18 protein-coding genes are annotated in these 20,089 nt (G+C 59.5%); 12 read left to right on the top strand and 6 right to left on the bottom strand.

The window, feature by feature from the left end; all coding sequences use genetic code 11:
* Positions 1-90: 90 nt before the first annotated feature.
* The 4 genes from ACIQ47_RS02055 (at position 91) to ACIQ47_RS02040 (ending at position 3,026) form a co-directional block, all read left to right on the top strand.
* Positions 91-636: a class I SAM-dependent methyltransferase gene (locus tag ACIQ47_RS02055; RefSeq protein ID WP_396436601.1), complete on the top strand. Its 546-nt coding sequence runs from the start codon at positions 91-93 to the stop codon at positions 634-636.
* 113 nt (positions 637-749) lie between these two features.
* Positions 750-1,646, top strand: coding sequence for a 4-hydroxy-tetrahydrodipicolinate synthase (gene dapA, locus ACIQ47_RS02050; protein ID WP_396436600.1), 897 nt, complete (start codon positions 750-752; stop codon positions 1,644-1,646).
* 44 nt (positions 1,647-1,690) lie between these two features.
* Positions 1,691-2,797, top strand: coding sequence for an outer membrane protein assembly factor BamC (gene bamC, locus ACIQ47_RS02045; RefSeq protein WP_396436599.1), 1,107 nt, complete (start codon positions 1,691-1,693; stop codon positions 2,795-2,797).
* A 70-nt stretch (positions 2,798-2,867) separates the two neighbouring features.
* Entirely contained in the window at positions 2,868-3,026 is a 159-nt protein-coding gene (locus ACIQ47_RS02040) for a hypothetical protein (protein WP_396436598.1), read from the top strand.
* Positions 3,027-3,256: 230 nt separating this feature from the next.
* Here ACIQ47_RS02040 and ACIQ47_RS02035 read toward each other — a convergent pair whose 3' ends face one another.
* Positions 3,257-4,378: a JmjC domain-containing protein gene (locus ACIQ47_RS02035; RefSeq protein WP_396436597.1), complete on the bottom strand. Its 1,122-nt coding sequence runs from the start codon at positions 4,376-4,378 to the stop codon at positions 3,257-3,259.
* Between the two features lie 86 nt (positions 4,379-4,464).
* Between ACIQ47_RS02035 and ACIQ47_RS02030 the strand changes: the two genes are divergently transcribed.
* Complete coding sequence (locus tag ACIQ47_RS02030) at positions 4,465-4,998, top strand: peptidylprolyl isomerase (protein WP_396436596.1); 534 nt, start codon at positions 4,465-4,467, stop codon at positions 4,996-4,998.
* Between the two features lie 28 nt (positions 4,999-5,026).
* On the opposite strand, the gene dut is transcribed toward ACIQ47_RS02030, so the two are convergent.
* Positions 5,027-5,476 (bottom strand): dUTP diphosphatase, encoded by a 450-nt coding sequence (gene dut / locus ACIQ47_RS02025; protein WP_396436619.1) that lies wholly within the window; start codon positions 5,474-5,476, stop codon positions 5,027-5,029.
* A 2-nt stretch (positions 5,477-5,478) separates the two neighbouring features.
* The gene (coaBC, locus tag ACIQ47_RS02020; protein ID WP_396436595.1) at positions 5,479-6,702 is read right to left on the bottom strand and encodes a bifunctional phosphopantothenoylcysteine decarboxylase/phosphopantothenate--cysteine ligase CoaBC; all 1,224 of its coding nucleotides are present in this window, start codon (positions 6,700-6,702) and stop codon (positions 5,479-5,481) included.
* Between the two features lie 77 nt (positions 6,703-6,779).
* Here coaBC and ACIQ47_RS02015 point away from each other — a divergent pair, with 77 nt between their 5' ends.
* The 7 genes from ACIQ47_RS02015 to serB all read left to right on the top strand — a co-directional run bounded on the left by ACIQ47_RS02015 (position 6,780) and on the right by serB (position 13,258).
* On the top strand, positions 6,780-8,426 hold the full coding sequence (locus ACIQ47_RS02015) for a CTP synthase (protein ID WP_396436594.1): 1,647 nt from the start codon (positions 6,780-6,782) through the stop codon (positions 8,424-8,426).
* A gap of 20 nt (positions 8,427-8,446) precedes the next feature.
* Complete coding sequence (gene kdsA, locus ACIQ47_RS02010; protein ID WP_396436593.1) at positions 8,447-9,301, top strand: 3-deoxy-8-phosphooctulonate synthase; 855 nt, start codon at positions 8,447-8,449, stop codon at positions 9,299-9,301.
* Positions 9,298-9,585, top strand: a complete 288-nt coding sequence (locus tag ACIQ47_RS02005) for a DUF1330 domain-containing protein (protein ID WP_353246914.1) — start codon at positions 9,298-9,300, stop codon at positions 9,583-9,585. Before kdsA ends, ACIQ47_RS02005 begins: the two co-directional genes overlap by 4 nt.
* A gap of 52 nt (positions 9,586-9,637) precedes the next feature.
* Positions 9,638-10,921: a phosphopyruvate hydratase gene (gene eno, locus ACIQ47_RS02000; RefSeq protein WP_396436592.1), complete on the top strand. Its 1,284-nt coding sequence runs from the start codon at positions 9,638-9,640 to the stop codon at positions 10,919-10,921.
* 10 nt (positions 10,922-10,931) lie between these two features.
* Positions 10,932-11,207, top strand: a complete 276-nt coding sequence (gene ftsB / locus ACIQ47_RS01995; RefSeq protein ID WP_396436591.1) for a cell division protein FtsB — start codon at positions 10,932-10,934, stop codon at positions 11,205-11,207.
* A gap of 34 nt (positions 11,208-11,241) precedes the next feature.
* Entirely contained in the window at positions 11,242-11,922 is a 681-nt protein-coding gene (locus ACIQ47_RS01990) for an AAA family ATPase (protein ID WP_396436590.1), read from the top strand.
* 619 nt (positions 11,923-12,541) lie between these two features.
* Positions 12,542-13,258 carry a phosphoserine phosphatase SerB gene (gene serB / locus ACIQ47_RS01985; RefSeq protein ID WP_396436589.1) on the top strand — a complete coding sequence of 239 codons (717 nt, stop codon included), beginning with the start codon at positions 12,542-12,544 and terminating at the stop codon, positions 13,256-13,258.
* Between the two features lie 38 nt (positions 13,259-13,296).
* Here serB and ligA read toward each other — a convergent pair whose 3' ends face one another.
* From ligA to smc, 3 genes are read right to left on the bottom strand one after another with little or no spacing between them, the layout of a single operon-like run.
* Positions 13,297-15,423 carry an NAD-dependent DNA ligase LigA gene (ligA, locus tag ACIQ47_RS01980; protein ID WP_396436618.1) on the bottom strand — a complete coding sequence of 709 codons (2,127 nt, stop codon included), beginning with the start codon at positions 15,421-15,423 and terminating at the stop codon, positions 13,297-13,299.
* A gap of 14 nt (positions 15,424-15,437) precedes the next feature.
* Positions 15,438-16,511 (bottom strand): cell division protein FtsZ, encoded by a 1,074-nt coding sequence (locus tag ACIQ47_RS01975; RefSeq protein WP_396436588.1) that lies wholly within the window; start codon positions 16,509-16,511, stop codon positions 15,438-15,440.
* Between the two features lie 19 nt (positions 16,512-16,530).
* Positions 16,531-20,058: a chromosome segregation protein SMC gene (gene smc, locus ACIQ47_RS01970; RefSeq protein WP_396436587.1), complete on the bottom strand. Its 3,528-nt coding sequence runs from the start codon at positions 20,056-20,058 to the stop codon at positions 16,531-16,533.
* Positions 20,059-20,089 lie beyond the last annotated feature (31 nt).

Here is a 20,089-nt window from a genome sequence, read left to right as displayed (position 1 = left end):
TGGCTGTATGGCCAGTCAGACGTGGTCATCATGCTGTCCGAACAACTGTGGTCCTGCTTTTAGCCCCACCGCCTTGAAAGCGCCGACGACATGCATGGCACCGAAAACCCCTCCGCCTGGCTGCAACGCTGGGCCCACCTGATGGCCCCGGGCTGCACCGTGCTCGATGTGGCTTGCGGCGCAGGCCGTCACATGCGTTATTTGGCCAATCTTGGTCACCGTGTCACGGGTGTTGACCGCAACCCTGAAGCCGTGGCGCTGGCCCAAAGCAGCGGTTCGGTCATTTGCGCCGACATTGAAAACGGCCCTTGGCCCTTTGCCGGGCAAACCTTTGCTTGCGTAGTGGTCACGAATTACCTCTGGCGGCCCCTGCTGCCCACCCTGGTGCAAAGCGTGGCACCGGGCGGCGTGCTGATTTACGAAACCTTTGCGGCAGGCAACGAAAGCGTGGGCAAGCCCTCGCGGCCTGACTTTTTGCTGCAGCCCGGCGAACTCCTCCAAGCCACGGTTGGCTTGCGCACCGTGGCTTACGAAGACGGTTTCGAGGCCTCGCCGGACCGCTTTGTGCAGCGGATAGTGGCCGTGAGATCCGGGGCAACCGAGGCCTTGGAACGCAGGCCATTGCAACCGGCCTGAAACTGCGCCAACTTCAGGCTGTTGCATGGCTTTGCCCCCTTGCAAGGTGTGCCGATCGCCCGGTGACTTGCACTCGTTAGAATGGTCTTTTTTCTTGCTCAGAAACACCTGACATGACCACCGAATTTCGCCCCATCCGTGGCAGCATCCCTGCCATGATCACCCCCATGCTCACAGACGGCAAAGTGGATTACCCGACTTTGCGAAAACTGATCGACTGGCATGTGGCCGAAGGCACCGATGCCATCGTGGTGGTGGGCACATCGGGCGAATCGCCCACTGTGACGGTGGAAGAACACTGTGAAATCATCCGTGTCTCGGTTGAACAAGCGGCCAAACGCATCCCCATCATTGCTGGTTGTGGCGCGAACTCCACCGCAGAAGCGATCAATCTGGCCAAATTTGCACAAAAAGTTGGCGCCGACGCGCAACTGCAAGTAGTGCCTTACTACAACAAGCCCACCCAAGAAGGCCTTTACCAGCACTTCAAAGCCATTGCCGAGGCCGTGCCGACGCTGCCCGTGATTCTTTACAACGTGCCAGGCCGAACCGTGGCCGATTTGCAGCACGACACGGTGCTGCGCCTGGCCCAAGTGCCCGGCATCATCGGCATCAAGGAAGCGACCAGCAACATCGAGCGTGCCCAGTGGCTCATCCGTGACGTCCCCAAAGAATTTGCGGTGTTTTCAGGCGACGACGCCACCGCAGTGGCCCTGATGCTGTGCGGCGGCGCTGGCAACATCAGCGTGACGGCCAACGTGGCCCCTCGCCTGATGCATGAACTGTGCATGGCAGCGATCCATGGCGACGTCAAAGAAGCCATGCGCATACAGTTTCAACTGCTGCCTGTGCACAAAAACCTGTTTGTCGAAGCCAACCCCATACCCGTGAAATGGGCCATGCAGCGCATGGGCCTGTGCGGCCCCACACTGCGCTTGCCCATGACCGAGCTCTCCGCGTCTCAACAGCCTCTGGTTGAAGCGGCCATGAAGGCCAGCGGCCTGATTTGATGGACAACCCCAGGATATTTGTGAACCCTCTGTTTTTTAACGCCATGCCCAACTTACATTTCAAACGCTCCGCCACTGTGTTGGCCTTGTCCAGTTTGCTCAGCGGCTGCTCGATGCTGCAAGAAGACAAGATTGACTACAAAAGCGCCGCCAAAGCGCCCACTCTCGAAGTGCCACCGGACCTGACGCAACTGCGCAAAGAATCGCGTTACGCCATCGAAAGCACTTCAGCTACCGCCTCAGGCTTTCAAAATGCGGGCAGCCGCGTGGTCGACGCGGGCACTGCAGCCAACGCTCTGGGGCCCGTCAGGATTGAGCGCCAGGGCAACCAGCGATGGCTGGTGGCCAGCTTGCCCGCCGACAAAGTCTGGGAGCCCCTGCGCGAGTTCTGGACCAGCAATGGTTTTGTGCTGGTGACCGATGCCCCCGATGTCGGCATCATGGAAACCGAGTGGGCAGAAAACCGGGCCAAACTGCCGCAGGACTTCATCCGCAAAACACTGGGCAAAGTGCTGGACTCCTTGTACTCAACGGGTGAACGCGACAAATTCAGAACCCGTGTGGAGCGCAACGCACAAGGTGGTGTCGAGATCTACGTCACCCACCGGGGCATGATTGAAAATTACTCGGACAGTCAGAAAGTTTCAACCATCTGGCAACCCCGACCCAGCGACCATGAGCTGGAAATTGAATTCCTGCGCCGCCTGATGGTCAAGCTGGGCACCTCGACAGAAGTCGCCAAAACGACCGCTGCAGCAGCCATCAACACGCCAGACACCATCAGCCAAGTCAGCAGCCTCAATGGCCAGCCCGTGATCGTGCTTCCGGACAACCTGGACCGCGCATGGCGCCGTACAGGTGTTGCCTTGGACCGCAGCGGCTTCACGGTAGAAGACCGTGACCGCACCGCTGGCGTGTACTTTGTGCGCTATGTGGCCGCTGGCACCACCAACGAACCGACGGGTTTCCTCGGACGTCTGTTTTCCAGTAAAAAAGATGTGCCTTCAACGCTGACCAAATATCAGATCAGCATCACTTCGTCTGGCGACAACCAAAGCACGCTGCGCGTTCTGACCGCCAGTGGTCAACCCGAAGCATCGGCCCAGGATGCCGAGCGCATCTTGAAGTTGATCGCGGCCGACTTGCGCTGAACGCGTGATGTCAAGACGAAAAAAAACCCCGCTTTGCGGGGTTTTTTGTAACCCATCCGGTTTGCACCGGATGAATGCGATCACTTGGAAGCAGATGCGTCAGCAGCTGGAGCAGCGGCAGGAGCCGATGCGTCAGCAGCTGGAGCTGGAGCAGGTGCTGCTGCAGGTGCTGGAGCTGGTGCTGGGGCTTCTTTTTTGCCGCAAGCGGACAAAGCAGCAGCAGCGATGAAGACGGCCAGAACGAGGGACTTGTTCATTTTGATTTTCCTAAGGTATGAATGAGAAAACAATTTCCGGAAATTGTTTCAACGGTTGTTAAAGCCGTTGAAACTGAGCCAAAAGCACTCGAGCTCTTTTGTACTCAGCCTTGGATTATAGCGTTTTCCCTAGTCATGCAAAAGAAAGCTTGCTCGTGTCTTGCATTTATTTGGTGCAGTCAATAACACTTAGAAATCAAACTCACAAAGCCTGCAGCCAACCCGCGCTGGCCCAATCCAGCAACGCATCCTTCGCATCTGCACTCAAAGTCTTGACTTTTCTGCCCATCATGAAGCGATCATCGGCCAATTGACGCAAAGCGATCGCATCACGCCCTCCAACCTTGAAGCTCTCTCCGTTGATGAAAATGTGCTGTTCGTCGTACATCATTTTGGTGCGCAGGTTGAGCTGAACGCCCGCCGACAGATCAAGCTCGCCTTGTGCGCCATCGAACCAAACATGCGCTTTCGGCTCGGTCAGATACTCTCCGAGCAAACTATCGAGGAGCTGAGGGTTTTTCAATGCTTTGTCGACAACTTGCCGCGCGAAGCCAGCCAAAGCCTGTGGAATAGCGGCAGGAGACGACACAGCCGCTTGTTTCGGATCGCGATAAAGCCCATCACCCACACCGTCGAAAGCCTCATCGGCCAAGCCCAGCAACAACTCACGCGCCAACTCGCCCTCTTGGGGCGCCCGAAAGCCCATCGACCAGGTCATGCACTCCCCCACGGCCACGCCATCGTGTGCATATTTGGGCGGCAGATACAGCATGTCGCCGGGGTTGAGAACAAACTCTTCTTCGGCTTCAAAGTTTTGCAAAATCTTGAGCGGCACGCCTGGCTGCAGACTCAGGTCTTTGTTGCGGCCAATACGCCAGCGGCGCTGGCCATGCGCCTGCAGCAAAAACACGTCATAGCTGTCAAAGTGTGGCCCCACGCCACCCCCATCGGTGGCGTAGCTGATCATCACATCGTCCAGCCGCGCATCGGGCACAAAGCGGAACTGCTGCAGCAGCGCATGCACCCCGTCGTGGTGCAAGTCGACGCCTTGCACCAGAAAAGTCCATTTTTTCTGGCTGAACGGCGGCAGACTCCGTTTTGGGAAGGGCCCGTGTTTCATCTTCCACCCCTTGGACGAATCCACGATCAAACGCGACTGCACGCCCTCCTCGCCCGCCAGCGCCAACAAGTTGGCACGGCCCACGCAGGGCACAAAGCCCGGGATGGCATTGCGCACCAGCAAAGGCTTTTTTTGCCAGTGGCGCTTCATGAATTGGCTGGGGGTCAGGCCGCCGAGCAGGGCCAAGGCTTGTTCTGTGTTCATGTGGGAGATCCGGTTGCTCAGGCCGAAAGACCTGCGCTAAAGACAAGGCGGCCAAAAACGGGCCGCCAAACTGCGACAATTGTCCTATGGAAATCAAGACACCTTCTGTGGTCGCACTGACCTGGACACTCAAAGACACGCTGGGCGAAGTTCTGGACACCTTGGACGAGCCCGTTGAATTTTTCATTGGCGGCCAGGACCTGCTGCCCAAGATTGAGGAAGCGCTGCAAGGCCACGAAAAAGGCGCCAAGGTCGACCTGCACCTGGAGCCAGAGGACGCCTTTGGCGACTTCAACGAAGAGCTGCTTTTCTTGGAGCCGCTGGCCCTCTTTCCCGAAGGACTCGAGCCTGGCCTCACCATCGAAGGCACCGCCTTACCCGAGGGCTGCAACCCCGACGCACCACGCAATGCGCTCTACACCGTGACCGAAATCTACCCTGAGCATGTGGTGCTGGACGCCAACCACCCGCTGTCGGGCATCGCGCTGCGCTTGCACCTGAAAGTGGAATCGGTGCGCGAGCCCAACGAAGCCGAAGTGGGCAGCGGCAGCTGTGGCAAGGGATTTTTCAAGATTGAAGTCGGCGACGAGGGCAGCCTGACGCCGCCCACGCTGCACTGACCCCTCATTAACAGCGCCCTCAAGGCGCTTATTTTTGGCCGGTCGAGCCGTAACCGCCTTCGCCACGCTCGCTGGGTGCAGCAAATTCATGGACCACGTTGAACGTGGCTTGGAGCACGGGCACGATCACCATCTGAGCGATGCGCTCCATGGGTTCAATGGTGAACGACACGTCGCTGCGGTTCCAGGCGCTGACCATCAACTGCCCTTGGTAATCGCTGTCAATCAAGCCCACCAGATTGCCCAGCACGATGCCGTGCTTGTGGCCCAAGCCAGAACGCGGCAGCAACATGGCCGCGTAACCAGGATCCTTGAGGTGGATCGCCATGCCCGTGGGCACCAGTTGCCAGGCATTGGGTGCCAAGGTGAGCGGCGCATCCAGGCACGCGCGCAGATCCAAACCTGCGCTGCCAGGGGTCGCGTAATTGGGCATTTGCGCGGCGATGCGCGCATCGAGAATTTTGACGTCAAGGTTCATGGTCATGCTTGTGCTCCGCCCAGCCGCCGGGCAATGTCTTCAATGAGTTGAACGGCCAGCACCTGCTTGCTGGCCTGCGGCAGCTCCCGAGCGCCTTGTTCGTCCACCAGCAGCAAGGCGTTGTCGTCCTGCCCAAAAGTGGCCGGACCGATGTTGCCCACCAGCAACGGCACTCGCTTGCGCAATCGTTTGGCTGTGGCGTAGGCCAGCAAGTCGTGGCTTTCGGCGGCAAAGCCGACGCAAAACAGTGTGCCCTTTTGCGCCGCAGCCGACTGGGCCACGGTGGCCAAAATGTCGGGGTTCTCCACAAAGCTCAGCTCCGGCGTCTGCCCTGATCCGTCTTTTTTGATTTTCTGACCGGCCGAGTTGGCTGGACGCCAGTCTGCCACCGCAGCCGTGGCGACAAATACACCCCGATCAGGAACATGGGCCTGCACGGCTTGCAGCATATCGCGGGCGGAGCGCACGTTCACGCGTTTGACACCTCGGGGCGTGGCCAGGCTCACCGGGCCTGCGATCAGGGTCACATCGGCACCCGCCATGCGGGCCGCACGCGCAATGGCAAAACCCATCTTGCCGCTCGACAAATTGGTGACGCCTCGGACCGGATCGATGGCCTCGTAAGTGGGACCGGCTGTCACCAACACCGACTTGCCCGCCAGCACCTTGGGGCTAAAAAACGCCTCCAGGTCATCCAAAATTTCTTCGGCTTCCAGCATGCGGCCGTCGCCCGTCTCGCCGCAAGCTTGGTCGCCCTGCCCCACATCCAGCACATGGATGCCGTCGGCCTTGAGCTGCGCCACATTGCGCTGCGTGGCGGGGTTGGACCACATTTCGCGGTTCATGGCCGGTGCCACGATCAGCGGAACCTTGTCCAGTGGTCGGGCCAAGCACATCAAGCTCAACAGTTCGTCGGCACCGCCATGCAGCAGCTTGGACAGAAAATCGGCACTGGCCGGGGCCACCACAATCGCATCGGCCTCACGGCTGAGGTTGATGTGGGCCATGTTGTTGGCCTCTCGCGGGTCCCACTGCGAGGTGTAAACCGGCCTGCCCGACAGGGCCTGCATGGTCACTGCCGTCATGAAGTGCTCGGCCGCATCGGTCATCACGACCTGCACCGTCACGCCCGCCTTGACCAAGGCGCGGCAGAGTTCTGCCGACTTGAAGGCCGCGATGCCGCCCGACAAGCCCAGAACGATATGTTTTCCAGCCAATGTGCTCATGCGTGGAAATGTAGCAGACGTGACTGTCTATAATCACGATTTCCACCTACCGGGCGCTTCAAGCACCCGTTCTGGACATGACCAAATTTGTCTTCGTCACCGGCGGTGTGGTGTCTTCCCTGGGCAAGGGTATCGCCTCCGCTTCGCTCGCCGCTCTCCTTGAATCGCGCGGCCTGTCTGTCACCCTCATCAAGCTCGACCCTTACCTCAATGTGGACCCCGGCACCATGTCGCCGATCCAGCATGGCGAGGTGTTTGTGACCGACGACGGCGCAGAAACCGATCTGGACCTGGGCCACTACGAGCGCTTCATCAACACCCGGATGAAGAAGGCCAACAACTTCACCACCGGCCAGATTTACAAAAGCGTGCTCGAAAAAGAGCGCCGTGGCGATTACTTGGGAAAGACCGTGCAGGTCATTCCCCACGTCACCAACGAAATTCAGGACTTCGTCAAGCGCGGCGCAGGTTACGGCACCCCTGAGGCGGTGGATGTGGCCATCGTCGAGATCGGCGGTACCGTGGGCGACATCGAATCTTTGCCTTTTTTGGAAGCCGTGCGCCAACTCAGCTTGCGCATGGGGTCCAACAACACCGCCTTCGTGCACCTGACCTACGTGCCCTGGATTGCGGCTGCAGGCGAACTCAAGACCAAGCCCACCCAACACACAGTCCAAAAACTGCGCGAAATCGGCATCCAGCCCGATGCCTTGCTATGCCGCGCAGACCGCTACATTCCGGACGATGAGCGTGACAAAATCTCGCTTTTTACCAACGTGCAAAGCTGGGGCGTGATCTCCATGCCCGACGTGGACACCATTTACAAAGTGCCCCGCGTGCTGCACGAGCAAGGCTTGGACGGCCTGATCTGCGACAAATTGCGCCTGAGTACCCCACCGGCCAACCTCAAACGCTGGGATGATTTGGTCCACGACACCGAGCACCCGCAAGGCGAAGTGACGATTGCCATGGTCGGCAAATACGTGGAACTGTCCGACAGCTACAAATCGGTCAACGAAGCGCTGCGCCATGCCGGCATGCGCAACCATGTGCGCGTGAAGATCGAGCACATCGATTCCGAAACCATGACCTCCGAAACCGTGGCCAACTTGGCCCGCTTTGACGGCGTGCTGGTGCCCGGCGGCTTTGGCAAGCGCGGTGTGGAAGGCAAGATCGAAACCGCGCAATTCGCCCGCACCCACCAAGTGCCTTATCTGGGCATTTGCTTGGGGATGCAGGTCGCCACCATCGAATACGCCCGCCACATGGCTGGCATGGATAACGCCAACAGCACCGAGTTCGAACCTGATACGCCCTTCCCGGTGATCGCTTTGATCAACGAGTGGAAAGATGCCGACGGCACCATCCAGGTGCGTGATGCCAATTCGGACTTGGGCGGCACCATGCGCTTGGGCGCGCAAAGCTCGGACGTGGCCAAGGGCACACTGGCACACCAGATTTATGGCGACGTGGTCACCGAACGCCACCGCCACCGGTATGAAGCCAACGTCAATTACCTGGACGACCTGCGCAAAGCGGGCTTGGTGATCTCGGCCTTGACCCAGCGCGAGCAACTGACCGAAATCGTTGAGCTGCCGCAAAACGTCCACCCCTGGTATGTGGGTGTGCAATTCCACCCTGAATTCAAGTCCACCCCGTGGGACGGTCACCCCCTGTTCAACGCCTTCATCAAGGCGGCCATTGCGCACCAGGCCAAGGCCTGATTCCCCTCACAGGACACCCCATGAAACTTTGCGGATTTGACGTTGGCCTGCACCAGCCCTTCTTTTTGATCGCGGGCACCTGCTCGATCGAAGGCCTGGAGATGTCCATTGAAGTGGCGGGCCGCCTCAAAGAGGCTTGCTCGGCGCTGGGCATTGCGCTCATCTACAAAGGCTCGTTCGACAAGGCCAACCGCTCCTCAGGGAATACCCAGCGAGGCGTGGGCATCGATGCGGGCCTGAAAATTCTCCAGGAGGTACGCCGTCAAATTGGCGTGCCCATCCTCACCGATGTGCACGACGAATCGCAAGTCAAAACCGTGGCCAGCGTGGTCGATGTGTTGCAAACCCCCGCCTTCTTGTGCCGCCAGACCGATTTCATACGCGCCGTGGCGCAGTCGGGCAAGCCGGTCAACATCAAGAAAGGCCAGTTTTTGGCCCCTTGGGACATGAAAAACGTCATCGACAAGGCCCGTACTGCAGCACGCGAAGTCGGCATGCCCGAAGACAACTTTTTGGCCTGTGAGCGCGGCGTGAGCTTTGGCTACAACAACCTCGTGGCCGACATGACGAGCCTGGCCGAAATGCGCAAGACCGGCGCACCGGTGGTGTTTGACGTGACCCACTCGGTGCAAAAACCGGGGGGCCAAGGCACCAGCAGCGGCGGCGCGCGTGACATGGTGCCGGTGCTGGCCCGTGCAGGCGTGGCCGTGGGCGTAGCAGGTCTGTTCATGGAAACCCACCCCAAGCCAGCAGACGCGTGGTCCGACGGCCCGAACGCGGTGCCCCTGGGCCAGATGAAGGCACTGCTCGAGACGCTGGTGCAGCTCGATGCCATCACCAAAAAGAACCCGTTTTTAGAGGACGATTTTTCATGAGCGCTTACATCATTGCCCACGTTCAAGTCACCAACCCGGTGCAGTACGAAGAGTACAAAAAATGGTCGACAGCCGCCATGAAAACCGCTGGTGCAGAAGTCTGCGTGCGCGGCGGCCAGGTTCAAGTGCTCGAAGGCGACTGGGCGCCCGAACGCATCGTCGTCCTGAAGTTTCCTTCTTTTGAAGCGGCCAAAGCTTTTTACGAACTGCCCGAATACCTGAAAGCCCGCGAAGCGCGCGAAGGTGCCGCCATCATGCGCATGGTGGCCGTTGAGGGCGTTTGACCCCTTGGCTTGGAATACTTGTTTTATTTTTCATTTTTGAGAGACTTCCCAAATGAGTGCAATCGTAGATATCGTCGGCCGTGAAATCCTCGACAGCCGTGGCAACCCCACCGTCGAATGCGACGTGCTGCTGGAGTCCGGCGTCATGGGCCGCGCCGCTGTGCCGTCTGGCGCATCGACTGGCAGCCGCGAAGCCATTGAGTTGCGCGATGGCGACAAGAGCCGCTATTTGGGCAAAGGCGTGCTCAAGGCGGTGGAGCACATCAACACTGAAATCTCCGAAGCCGTGCTGGGGCTCGACGCCTCCGAGCAGGGCTTTTTGGACCGTACCCTGATCGACCTGGACGGCACCGACAACAAGTCACGCCTAGGTGCCAACGCCATGCTGGCCGTGTCCATGGCCGTGGCCCGTGCTGCAGCCGAGGAATCTGGCTTGCCGCTGTACCGCTACTTTGGCGGCATGAACGCCAACCAATTGCCCGTGCCCATGATGAACGTCATCAATGGCGGCGCGCACGCCAACAACAACCTGGACTTGCAAGAGTTCATGATCATCCCCGTGGGCGCACCGTCGTTCCGTGAAGCCGTGCGCTGGGGCGCTGAAGTTTTCCACGCCCTGAAGAAAATCATCCACGACAAGGGCATGAGCATTGCCGTGGGCGACGAAGGCGGCTTTGCTCCCAACGTCGACAGCCACGAAGCGGCCATCCAGATGGTGCTGGATGCCATCACGGCTGCGGGTTACACCCCTGGTGAGCAAATCGCCATTGGCCTCGATTGCGCCGCCAGCGAGTTCTACAAAGACGGTAAATACAAATTGTCCGGTGAAGGCCTGGAGCTGAGCGCTGAGCAATGGACCGACATGCTGGCCACCTGGTGCGACAAGTACCCCATCATCAGCATCGAAGACGGCATGGCCGAAAACGACTGGGATGGCTGGAAGGTGCTGACCGACCGCTTGGCCAACAACGTGCAGATCGTTGGCGACGACCTGTTCGTGACCAACACCAAGATCTTCAAGGAAGGCATCGACAAGGGCATCGCGAACTCAATCCTGATCAAGATCAACCAGATCGGCACGCTGACCGAAACCTTTGCAGCCATCGAAATGGCCAAGCGTGCCGGTTACACCGCCGTCATCTCACACCGCTCGGGGGAGACCGAAGACTCGACGATTGCCGACATCGCGGTGGGTTTGAATGCGGGTCAGATCAAGACCGGCTCCATGAGCCGTTCCGACCGCATGGCCAAGTACAACCAGCTGCTTCGCATCGAAGAAGACCTGGGCGAAGTGGCGGTGTACCCTGGCCGCAGCGCTTTTTACAACCTGCTTTGAACAGTGCGTCATGGGCAACCGCCTGGTCCCGATCGTGCTGTTCGCCTTGCTGGCGATCGTGCAAGCCCAACTGTGGTTCGGCCCGGGCAGCCTGCCGCATGTGAGTGAGTTGCGCCAAGAGCTGGCGCAGCAAAAACAGGCCAACGAAGAAGCCCGTCGCCGCATGGATCAACTGAGCGCCGAAGTCAACGACCTCAAAGAAGGTCTGAACATGGTGGAGGAGCGGGCCAGACAGGAACTGGGCATGGTTAAGGCCAACGAAATTTTCGTGCAGATCGCCAAATGAACCATCCCCCTACCGGGTGGATGCCGCCTAGGACATGAGAGCCCTTCGTACAGCCATTGTGGGTGCCGAAAGCACAGGCAAAAGTTGGCTCACTCAGGCCTTGGCCGAGGTTTTGCGCGACAGGGGCCAAACGGTGCACACGGTGGACGAAGTGCTGCGCCACTGGTGCGACCGCGCTGGTCGTACACCGCAGCGCCACGAGCAAATGGCCATCGCGCAACAACAAGCCGATGCCGCGCATACCCTGGCCCAGCAAGCGCCCGACACCTGGCTGTTGTCGGACACCACGCCCCTGATGACCGCCGTCTACAGCCATCTTCTGTTTGATGATGAGCGCCTCTACCCCATGGCTTTGGCGCATCAAGCCCTATACGACATCACCTTGGTCACGGGCCTGGACCTGCCCTGGCTGGCCGACGGCCTGCAACGCGATGGCCCCCAAGTACGTGGTCCGGTTGACACCTTAGTGCGGCAAGCGCTAGAGCGCTCAGGCATGCCATATCGGGTGGTGTATGGCCAAGGGCCACGGCGCTTGAACAACGCCTTGCTGGCTCTGGGTTTGGAGGGCGAGGATGCCTTCGCACAACACATCCGTGAGCAAGGCCAGTTCGCGATCAACCAGGGCCGCAGCGTTTGGCAATGCAACGACTGCAGCGACCCCGCCTGCGAGCACAAGCTGTTTACCCGGCTTGTGAAGCAGCGCTCAGCTGACTGACACAAAGCACCTTACTGAAGAGGTCATTGGACTTGAACGCATCATCACCTGTGTCAATAATTCCAGAACGAGCATCGGTTCAGTCCCTATGGGTCAGAAACCATGGACAGCCCCTAGAGCGGCACAAAAGCCAAAGCCGTGACGTAGACCTCGCCAAAGGCGTCAATGCTGACGCGGGAGCTTGGGGATCACGCAACCGCTGATGGGGCGATGGTGAAAAAAATGCAACCAGCCAGGATGGCTCAAGCAACTTTTTGACCCAGAACCCGCACAGAAGACCATTTGAAACGTGATTTATTCCTTGTAAGCTCCACAAAAACTTGTATGAATTCAAAAACTTAGAGCCACAAATTGATCTCAAATTCTGTGTCTCAATCATGCTTGGTTTCGAATTCATGCAAACCCATTAATAAATTGTATTTTAGATATACATATTATTAATTTATAATTAAATGATTTATTATTTAATCATTTTACACTCTGATTTGTCCACTCAAAAGCATTGAGAGCACGTTCGGAATAAATTTGATCAGTGACAATAAAGGCGGGAGCTCCCAGCCGGGCTTGCAGATGCAAAACTGGCGTGCCTAAATTTTTCTCAATGGATGTAATGGATGCCATGACTCAAGCGACCGAATTCGCCCCCGGCCTGACCATTCAGGGTTTTGCCGCCCCGATTAAACTTTCCCAATTCAAGCTGATCGCTTTCGACATGGACTCGACCTTGATCAACATCGAGTGTGTGGACGAAATCGCCGATGCTGCAGGACGCAAAGCAGAAGTGGCGGCCATCACCGAAGCGGCCATGCGTGGCGAAATCGCCGACTACAAAGAGAGCTTGCGCCAGCGCGTGGCCCTGCTCAAGGGTGTGACAATCGCACACATGCATGAGGTGTTGAGTGCGCGACTGCGCCTGAATCCAGGCGCGGCAGATTTGGTAAGCGCCTGCAAGGCTGCGGGTATGAAAGTGCTCTTGGTTTCGGGCGGCTTTACCTATTTCACCGACCATGTGCGCGATGTCTTGGGCATCGACTGGTCGCGCTCGAACGTGCTGGAATTAGAAGATGGCGTGCTGACCGGTCGCATGGTGGACCAAGCCTGGGGCGATATTTGTGACGGTGAAGAAAAACGCAAAACCCTTTTGGACACTTGCCAAATGATGGGCATCACACCAGACCAGGCCATTGCCATGGGAGACGGCGCGAATGACCTGCCCATGATGGGCGTGGCTGGTTTGTCGGTGGCTTACCACGCCAAACCCAAAGTGCGTGAGCAAGCCATGGTGGCCATCCATGAAGGTGGCTTGGATCGACTGCTGGAAGTTCTTACCCATTAAAGGGCCTGTTCAACACGGCTGTCCCAGCCAACCGAAGCTCAGGGCTTTTGGCCTGACAAAAGCAAAGCCAAACCCGTGTCGTCCAGCACGGGCACCCCCAGCGCTTGGGCTTTGTCGAGCTTGCTGCCCGATTCGGCCCCAGCAACAACGTAGTGGGTTTTTTTGCTCACCGAACCGGCCACTTTGGCACCCAGGGCTTCGAGTTTTTCCTTGGCTTCGTCGCGGCCCATACTTTGCAGCGTGCCGGTGAGCACCACGGTGATGCCCGTCAAAGGCATTTCTGTTGGGGCCAAGGCCTCACCTTCGGGCCAGGAGACCCCCGCATCGCGCAGGGCTTGCACCACTTCGCGGTTGTGTGGCTGATCAAAAAAGGTGCGAATGCTGTGGGCCACCACAGGGCCCACATCGGCCACTTGCAAAAGTGCGTCTTCGCTGGCGGCCATGATGGCATCGAGTTGACCGAAGTGGCGGGCCAGTTCTTTGGCTGTGGCCTCGCCCACATGTCGAATGCCCAGGCTGAACAAAAAGCGCCCGAGGGTGGTGGTTTTGGACTTTTCCAAAGCCTCGAGCAAGTTGACGGCAGATTTTTCGGCCATGCGGTCCATGTTGGCCAAGCGGTCGAGCTTCAGGTGGTACAGGTCGGCCAATGTGTTGACTTGGGCCGTGTCCACCAGTTGGTCCACCAGTTTGTCGCCCAAGCCGTCCACATCCATGGCGCGGCGGTGGGCAAAGTGCCAGATGGCCTGTTTGCGCTGGGCGCTGCAAAACAGCCCACCCGTGCAGCGGTGGTCGGCTTCGTCCTCTTCCCGCTCAGCCTGGCTCCCGCACACGGGGCAGTGGGTCAACATGGTGAACTGTGGCGCGTCTAAGGGACGGCGGTCCAGCACCACCGACACCACCTCAGGGATCACATCACCCGCTCGGCGCACGATCACGGTGTCGCCCACCCGAACGTCCTTGCGACGAGCTTCGAGTTCGTTGTGCAGCGTGGCATTGGTCACCGTGACACCCCCCACAAACACCGGGGCCAATTTGGCCACAGGCGTGAGTTTGCCGGTGCGGCCCACTTGCACATCGATGGCCAACACCGTGGTCATTTCCTCTTGCGCGGGGTACTTGTGCGCCACTGCCCAGCGTGGCTCGCGGGTCACAAAACCCAAGCCAGCCTGCAGCGACAGATCGTTGACCTTGTAGACCACACCGTCAATGTCGTAAGGCAAGGCATCGCGTTCCGCGGCCATGCGCTGGTGAAACGCCACCAACCCGGCAGCCCCTTGCACACAAGCGGTTTGCTCGGCTACAGGAAAGCCCCAAGCCTTGAGTTGCATGAGCATGTCGTAGTGAGAGGTCCACTGCGGACCACCTTCGTTGGCGGGCGTGATGTCGCCCAGGCCATAAGCAAAAAAACTCAGCGGACGTTCGGCCGCAATGCCCGAGTCGAGCTGGCGCACCGCACCCGCCGCAGCGTTGCGCGGGTTGACGAAGGTTTTTTCGCCTTTGGTTCCTGAGGCGATGCGTTGGCGTTGGCGCTCGTTCAGGGTTTCAAAATCGTCGCGGCGCATGTAGACCTCGCCGCGCACTTCGAGCACGCTGGGCGCGTGGGTCGGCAGTCGCAAGGGGATTTGCCCGATGGTGCGGATGTTGGTGGTGACGTCTTCACCGGTTTCGCCATCGCCTCGGGTGGCCGCTTGCACCAGCAAGCCGCCTTCGTAACGCAAGCTCATGGCCAGGCCGTCAAATTTGAGTTCGCCCACGTAGCCCACGCAAGGGTCAGATTCGCTCAGGCCCAGCTCTTTGCGGATGCGGGCGTCAAAGGCCTCGGCCCCGCTGGCTTCGGTGTCGGTCTCGGTGCGGATGCTGAGCATGGGCACCCGGTGCGCGACTTGGGCAAAAGCGTTCAGAACCGCCCCACCGACACGCTGGGTAGGCGAGTCGGATGTCAGCAGTTCGGGGTGCGCCAATTCTAGGGCTTGCAGCTCGCGAAAGAGCCGGTCGTATTCGGCATCGGGGATTTCGGGTGCGTCCAGCGTGTAATAAGCATGGGCATGGTGGTGCAACAGGCGGCGCAGGGCTTGAGCCCGGCTGGCCGGAGTGTCGGCAGGTGGCAATGCCGTCGATGATTCGGCAAACAAGTCGTCAAAAAGGCCTGGCGTGGTGGGGCTCACGGCTGTGGGGGCATTCAAGAGAACAGACGGCGGGCTTGGGGCGATCCGGCTGACAGCTCACGGGCGTCCAGCGCGTCATACAGCTGCTGCAAGTCCAGACCAATCTGGTCAAGCGTGGCTTCACTGAGCACCTGGCCTTCGCCATCGGTCACCACACCGTCCATCTGTGCAGCCAGCGAAACAGCGGCTTCGCGCAGGCAGACATAGGGCTGCTCTTCACGGGCGGTCTGGGGCACATCCAGGCTCAATGCAAAAGAGCGAATGGCCGACAGATCCGGGTCTTCGGCCATCGCCGCATGGGCATCAAAGGTGAGTGAAAGGACAGCGGGCAGGCCTGGCACCAAGGCAGGCAAAACCATGCGGCCGGGCATGGCACCGGGAACAAAGCCCAAGCGAGCAGCATGCTGATGAATGTAGCCAGGGCTCCAGGTTGCGGTGCGGGCACACAGCGTGAAGCTCAGCTGAGCGTCGTGCACGCTGGCAAATTGGTCCAGCTCTTTGGCGCGTGCGACATCTTCCAGCATGTCACTGAAACTGGCGCTGCCGCCTATGGCATCTGCAAAAGCCTGCGTTTTGACCACGAATTCAGAAAACTCGATGTTGTTGAGCGCACCCATTCGGTTGGCCAGTTGAACCCCCGCCTGAAAGGCGTTGTAACGTCGCCCAGCGGCCAGTGCTTCCCACTGCCCTGTTGCTTGCACAAGCCCCTCGACAGAAAACAACTTGGTGCCAACCCGGCGTGTGGTTGGCAGGGCCGCCAAAGCGGCGTCACCCGACACAGCTTGGTCCACTTCGATCGAAGCCAACACGTCGATCAATGCGTCCAATTGGGGTTTCCGATCGGGCTGGTTCAGGTGCGTGAAAGCATCTTGCAGAACGGGATCAATGGCATCGGTGCTGCTGACAGGAACAGCGTGGTCGGCGTTCAGCACAGGTTCGATGGCATTTAAAGCCGACTCGAGCGGAGGATCTCGTTGGGGGTCGGCTTGGCGAGGCGCGTTTTTGCGTGATGTCCAGTAGTTGTAGACCACCACGGCACCCACCGTGAGCGCTCCGATGGCGGCCAGACTCAACTGCAATGAGCTCATCGATTCCAACATAACTTCCTCAGGCCACGTCGGCCAATGACACTGCGGACTCCATGTCCACAGCCACGATGCGTGAAACGCCCTGCTCCTGCATGGTCACGCCGATCAACTGCTCGGCCATTTCCATGGCGATCTTGTTGTGACTGATGAACAGGAACTGGGTCTCTTTGCCCATGCCCTTGACCAGCTTGGTATAGCGTTCGGTGTTGGCGTCGTCCAGCGGCGCGTCCACCTCGTCGAGCAAGCAAAATGGTGCGGGGTTGAGCTGAAAAATTGCAAACACCAATGCGATGGCCGTGAGGGCTTTTTCGCCACCCGACAGCAAGTGGATGGTCTGATTTTTCTTGCCCGGCGGCTGGGCCAGCACCTGCACACCGGCGTCCAAAATTTCGTCACCGGTCATGACCAAACGCGCATTGCCGCCGCCAAACAACTCAGGGAACATGCGGCTGAAGTGCTCGTTGACGATCTTGAAGGTGCCACCCAGCAATTCGCGGGTTTCAGCGTCGATCTTGCGGATCGCATCTTCCAGGGTGTTCATGGCGTCGGTCAGGTCGGTGCACTGGGCATCCAGAAAGGTCTTGCGCTCACGCGATGTGGTGAGCTCTTCAAGCGCGGCCAAATTGACCGGGCCCAAAGCGGTGATTTCGCGGTGGATGCGGTCGATCTCACCTTGCAGCCCAGTCACGCGCACCTGGCCAGCCTCGATAGAAGCAGACACGGCCTGCAAGTCTGCCTGCGCATCGGCCAGCAGCTGGCTGTATTGCTCCAGCCCCAAGCGTGCGGCTTGTTCCTTGAGCTGCAAATCGGTGATGCGTTGACGCAGCGGTTCGAGTTCGCGTTCAAAGCTCACACGGCGCTCGTCGCTGGCGCGCAGTTTGGCGGTCAGCTCGTCGTAGGCGCTGCGCCGTGCGCCCAATGTTTGCTCGCGCTCCAGTTTGACGGCCAGCACATTTTGCAAACCAGCTTGTGCAGCGGCATCGGTCAGGCGGTTGAGTTCGTCTCGGGCGCGCTGCATTTCGGCGTCGATGCTGGCCACTTGCTGCTGCGCGGTCTCGATGATGCGCTGCAGCTCGGCCCGGCGGGCATCCAGGCTGCGCTGTGAAAATTGGGCTTCTTGGGCGCGGCGCTCCAGGCTGCGCTGTTGTTCGCGGCATTCGGACAGCTTGCGCTCGGCCTCGATCACGCGTTCATCCAACTGGGCGTGGCGCTCTTGCGTGTCGGCCAGCTGCATGTCCAGCTCTTCAAAGCGGGCTTCGGCGGTGACGCGGCGCTCTTGCAGCTCGTCCAGTAAAGCCTCGATTTCGGCCAAGTCGTTGTTGATCTGCTCGCTGCGGGCGCGGGTTTGGGCCACCAACTGCGACAGGCGAAGGGTCTCAACCTGCAGCGCGTGGGTGCGTGACTGGCTTTCGCTGGCTTCGCGGCGCACGGTGATCAGGCGCTGCGAGGCATCGGCATAGGCCGCTTCGGCCCGCACCAGGGCGCTGCGGCTTTCTTCAGAAATCAGGGTCTGGGCGCGCAGCTGCTTTTCCAGGTTCTCGATCTCTTGAGCGCGGCCCAGCAAACCGGCTTGCTCGGAGTCTTGCGCGTAAAACACCACGCTGTTGAGTTGAACCGCATGGCCAGCCTGCACCAACAGGGTTTCTCCCGCGTGCAATTGACTGCGCCAGGCCAGCGCGTCTTCCAGATTGGGGGCGGTGTAGCAGCCATGCAGCCAATCGGCAAGCAATGCCGACAAGCCGGCATCGTGCACACGCAGCAACTCGGCCAAGGACTTGCAGCCTGAGGGCATGCCACTTCGCGGAGCGGCTTTGGCTGCCAAAGGCGGGCTGAAAAAGCTCAGCTTGGCGGGCGGCGCGTCATTGGCAAACGCGCGCACCATGTCCAGGCGTGACACTTCGAGCGCCGACAAGCGCTCACGCAGAGCCGATTCGAGGGCGTTTTCCCAGCCGGGCTCGATGTGGATGCGGCTCCAAAGGCCTTCCAGACCGTCCATACCGTGCTTGGCCAGCCAAGGCTTGAGTTTGCCGTCGGTACGCACCTTCTCTTGCAGGGCCCTGAGCGCCTCGATGCGGGCGCTCAGATCGGCCAAGCGGGACGATTCAGTGTTCACGGCGGATTGGCGGGTGCGGCGGTCTTCTTCCAAGGCTGGCACCTGTTCTTGCAGGTCTTGCAGCCGGGCTTCCGATTCAGCAGACAGGGCTTCGGCCTCGGCCAGCTGTTCTTGCAACTGCTGCAGGCGTGCTTCATCGGGCGCGGCCAAGGCGTTGCGGTCGGTCAGCAAGCGTTCGCGGCGGTTGTCCTGCTGGCGCGATTGTTCTTCGACGTTGCGCTGGTCTGCGGCGAGCACGCCAATTTGCTGCTGCACCTGCACCACAGCAGCACGCTGGTTATTGGCGTCGTTTTGCGCTTTGAGGAGGGCTTCTTCCAAGTCGGGCAAGGCCATGGCTTGGTCTTGAACTTGCGCTGCCAGCGTCATGCTCTGGTCTTCGGCTGTGGCCGCTTGCTCGGCCAGGGTTTCCAGCTCGGCTTGCGCGTCTTGGCTGCGTGTGCCCCATTGCGCGGTTTGCTCCAACAGCTGCTGCAAGCGCTGCTCGGCGCGTTGGCGTCCTTCCACCACAAAGCGGATTTCTGCTTCGAGCTTTCCAACCTCGGCACTGGCTTCGTACAATTTCCCTTGGGCTTGGTTGACCTCGTCACCTGCAGCGTAATGCGCTTGACGGATGGTTTCCAGGTCGGCCTCGACGTGCCGCAAATCGGCCATGCGCGATTCCAGTGCATTGACCGCTTGGTCAACGTCCGACTTCATGCGGCCTTGGTCGGCCTCGGCGTCGCGGCGCTTCAAAAACCACAACTGATGCTGCTTGAGCGTGCTGTCGGCCTGCAAGTTGTTGTAACGCTGGGCCACTTCGGCCTGCTTTTCCAACTTTTCCAAATTGGCGTTCAATTCACGCAAGATGTCGTCGACCCGGGTCAGGTTCTCGCGGGTGTCGGACAGGCGGTTTTCGGTCTCGCGGCGGCGCTCCTTGTATTTGGACACGCCTGCGGCTTCCTCCAAAAACAAGCGCAGCTCTTCCGGGCGCGACTCGATGATGCGGCTAATCGTCCCTTGGCCAATGATGGCGTAGGCGCGTGGGCCCAAGCCCGTGCCCAAAAACACATCCTGCACGTCGCGGCGGCGCACCGGCTGGTTGTTGATGTAATAACTGCTGTTGCCGTCGCGGGTCAACACGCGCTTGACCGCGATCTCGGCAAATTGGCCCCACTGGCCACCGGCGCGGTGGTCGGCATTGTCAAACACCAGCTCCACACTGGCGCGGCTGGCGGGTTTGCGGGTGGTGGTGCCGTTGAAAATCACATCCTGCATGGACTCGCCACGCAACTCCGACGCCTTGGACTCGCCCAGCACCCAGCGCACCGCATCCATGATGTTGGATTTGCCGCAACCGTTGGGCCCGACCACGCCCACCAGCTGCCCAGGCAGCATGAAGTTGGTGGGTTCGGCAAACGATTTGAATCCCGAAAGCTTGATGGAATTGAGGCGCACGGCAGTTTTGTTCGAGGTCGGATCGGTTCGA

Source organism: Limnohabitans sp. (assembly GCF_044373035.1).
GTDB lineage: Bacteria > Pseudomonadota > Gammaproteobacteria > Burkholderiales > Burkholderiaceae_C > Limnohabitans_A.
This window is presented reverse-complemented; position numbering and strand designations above follow the sequence as displayed.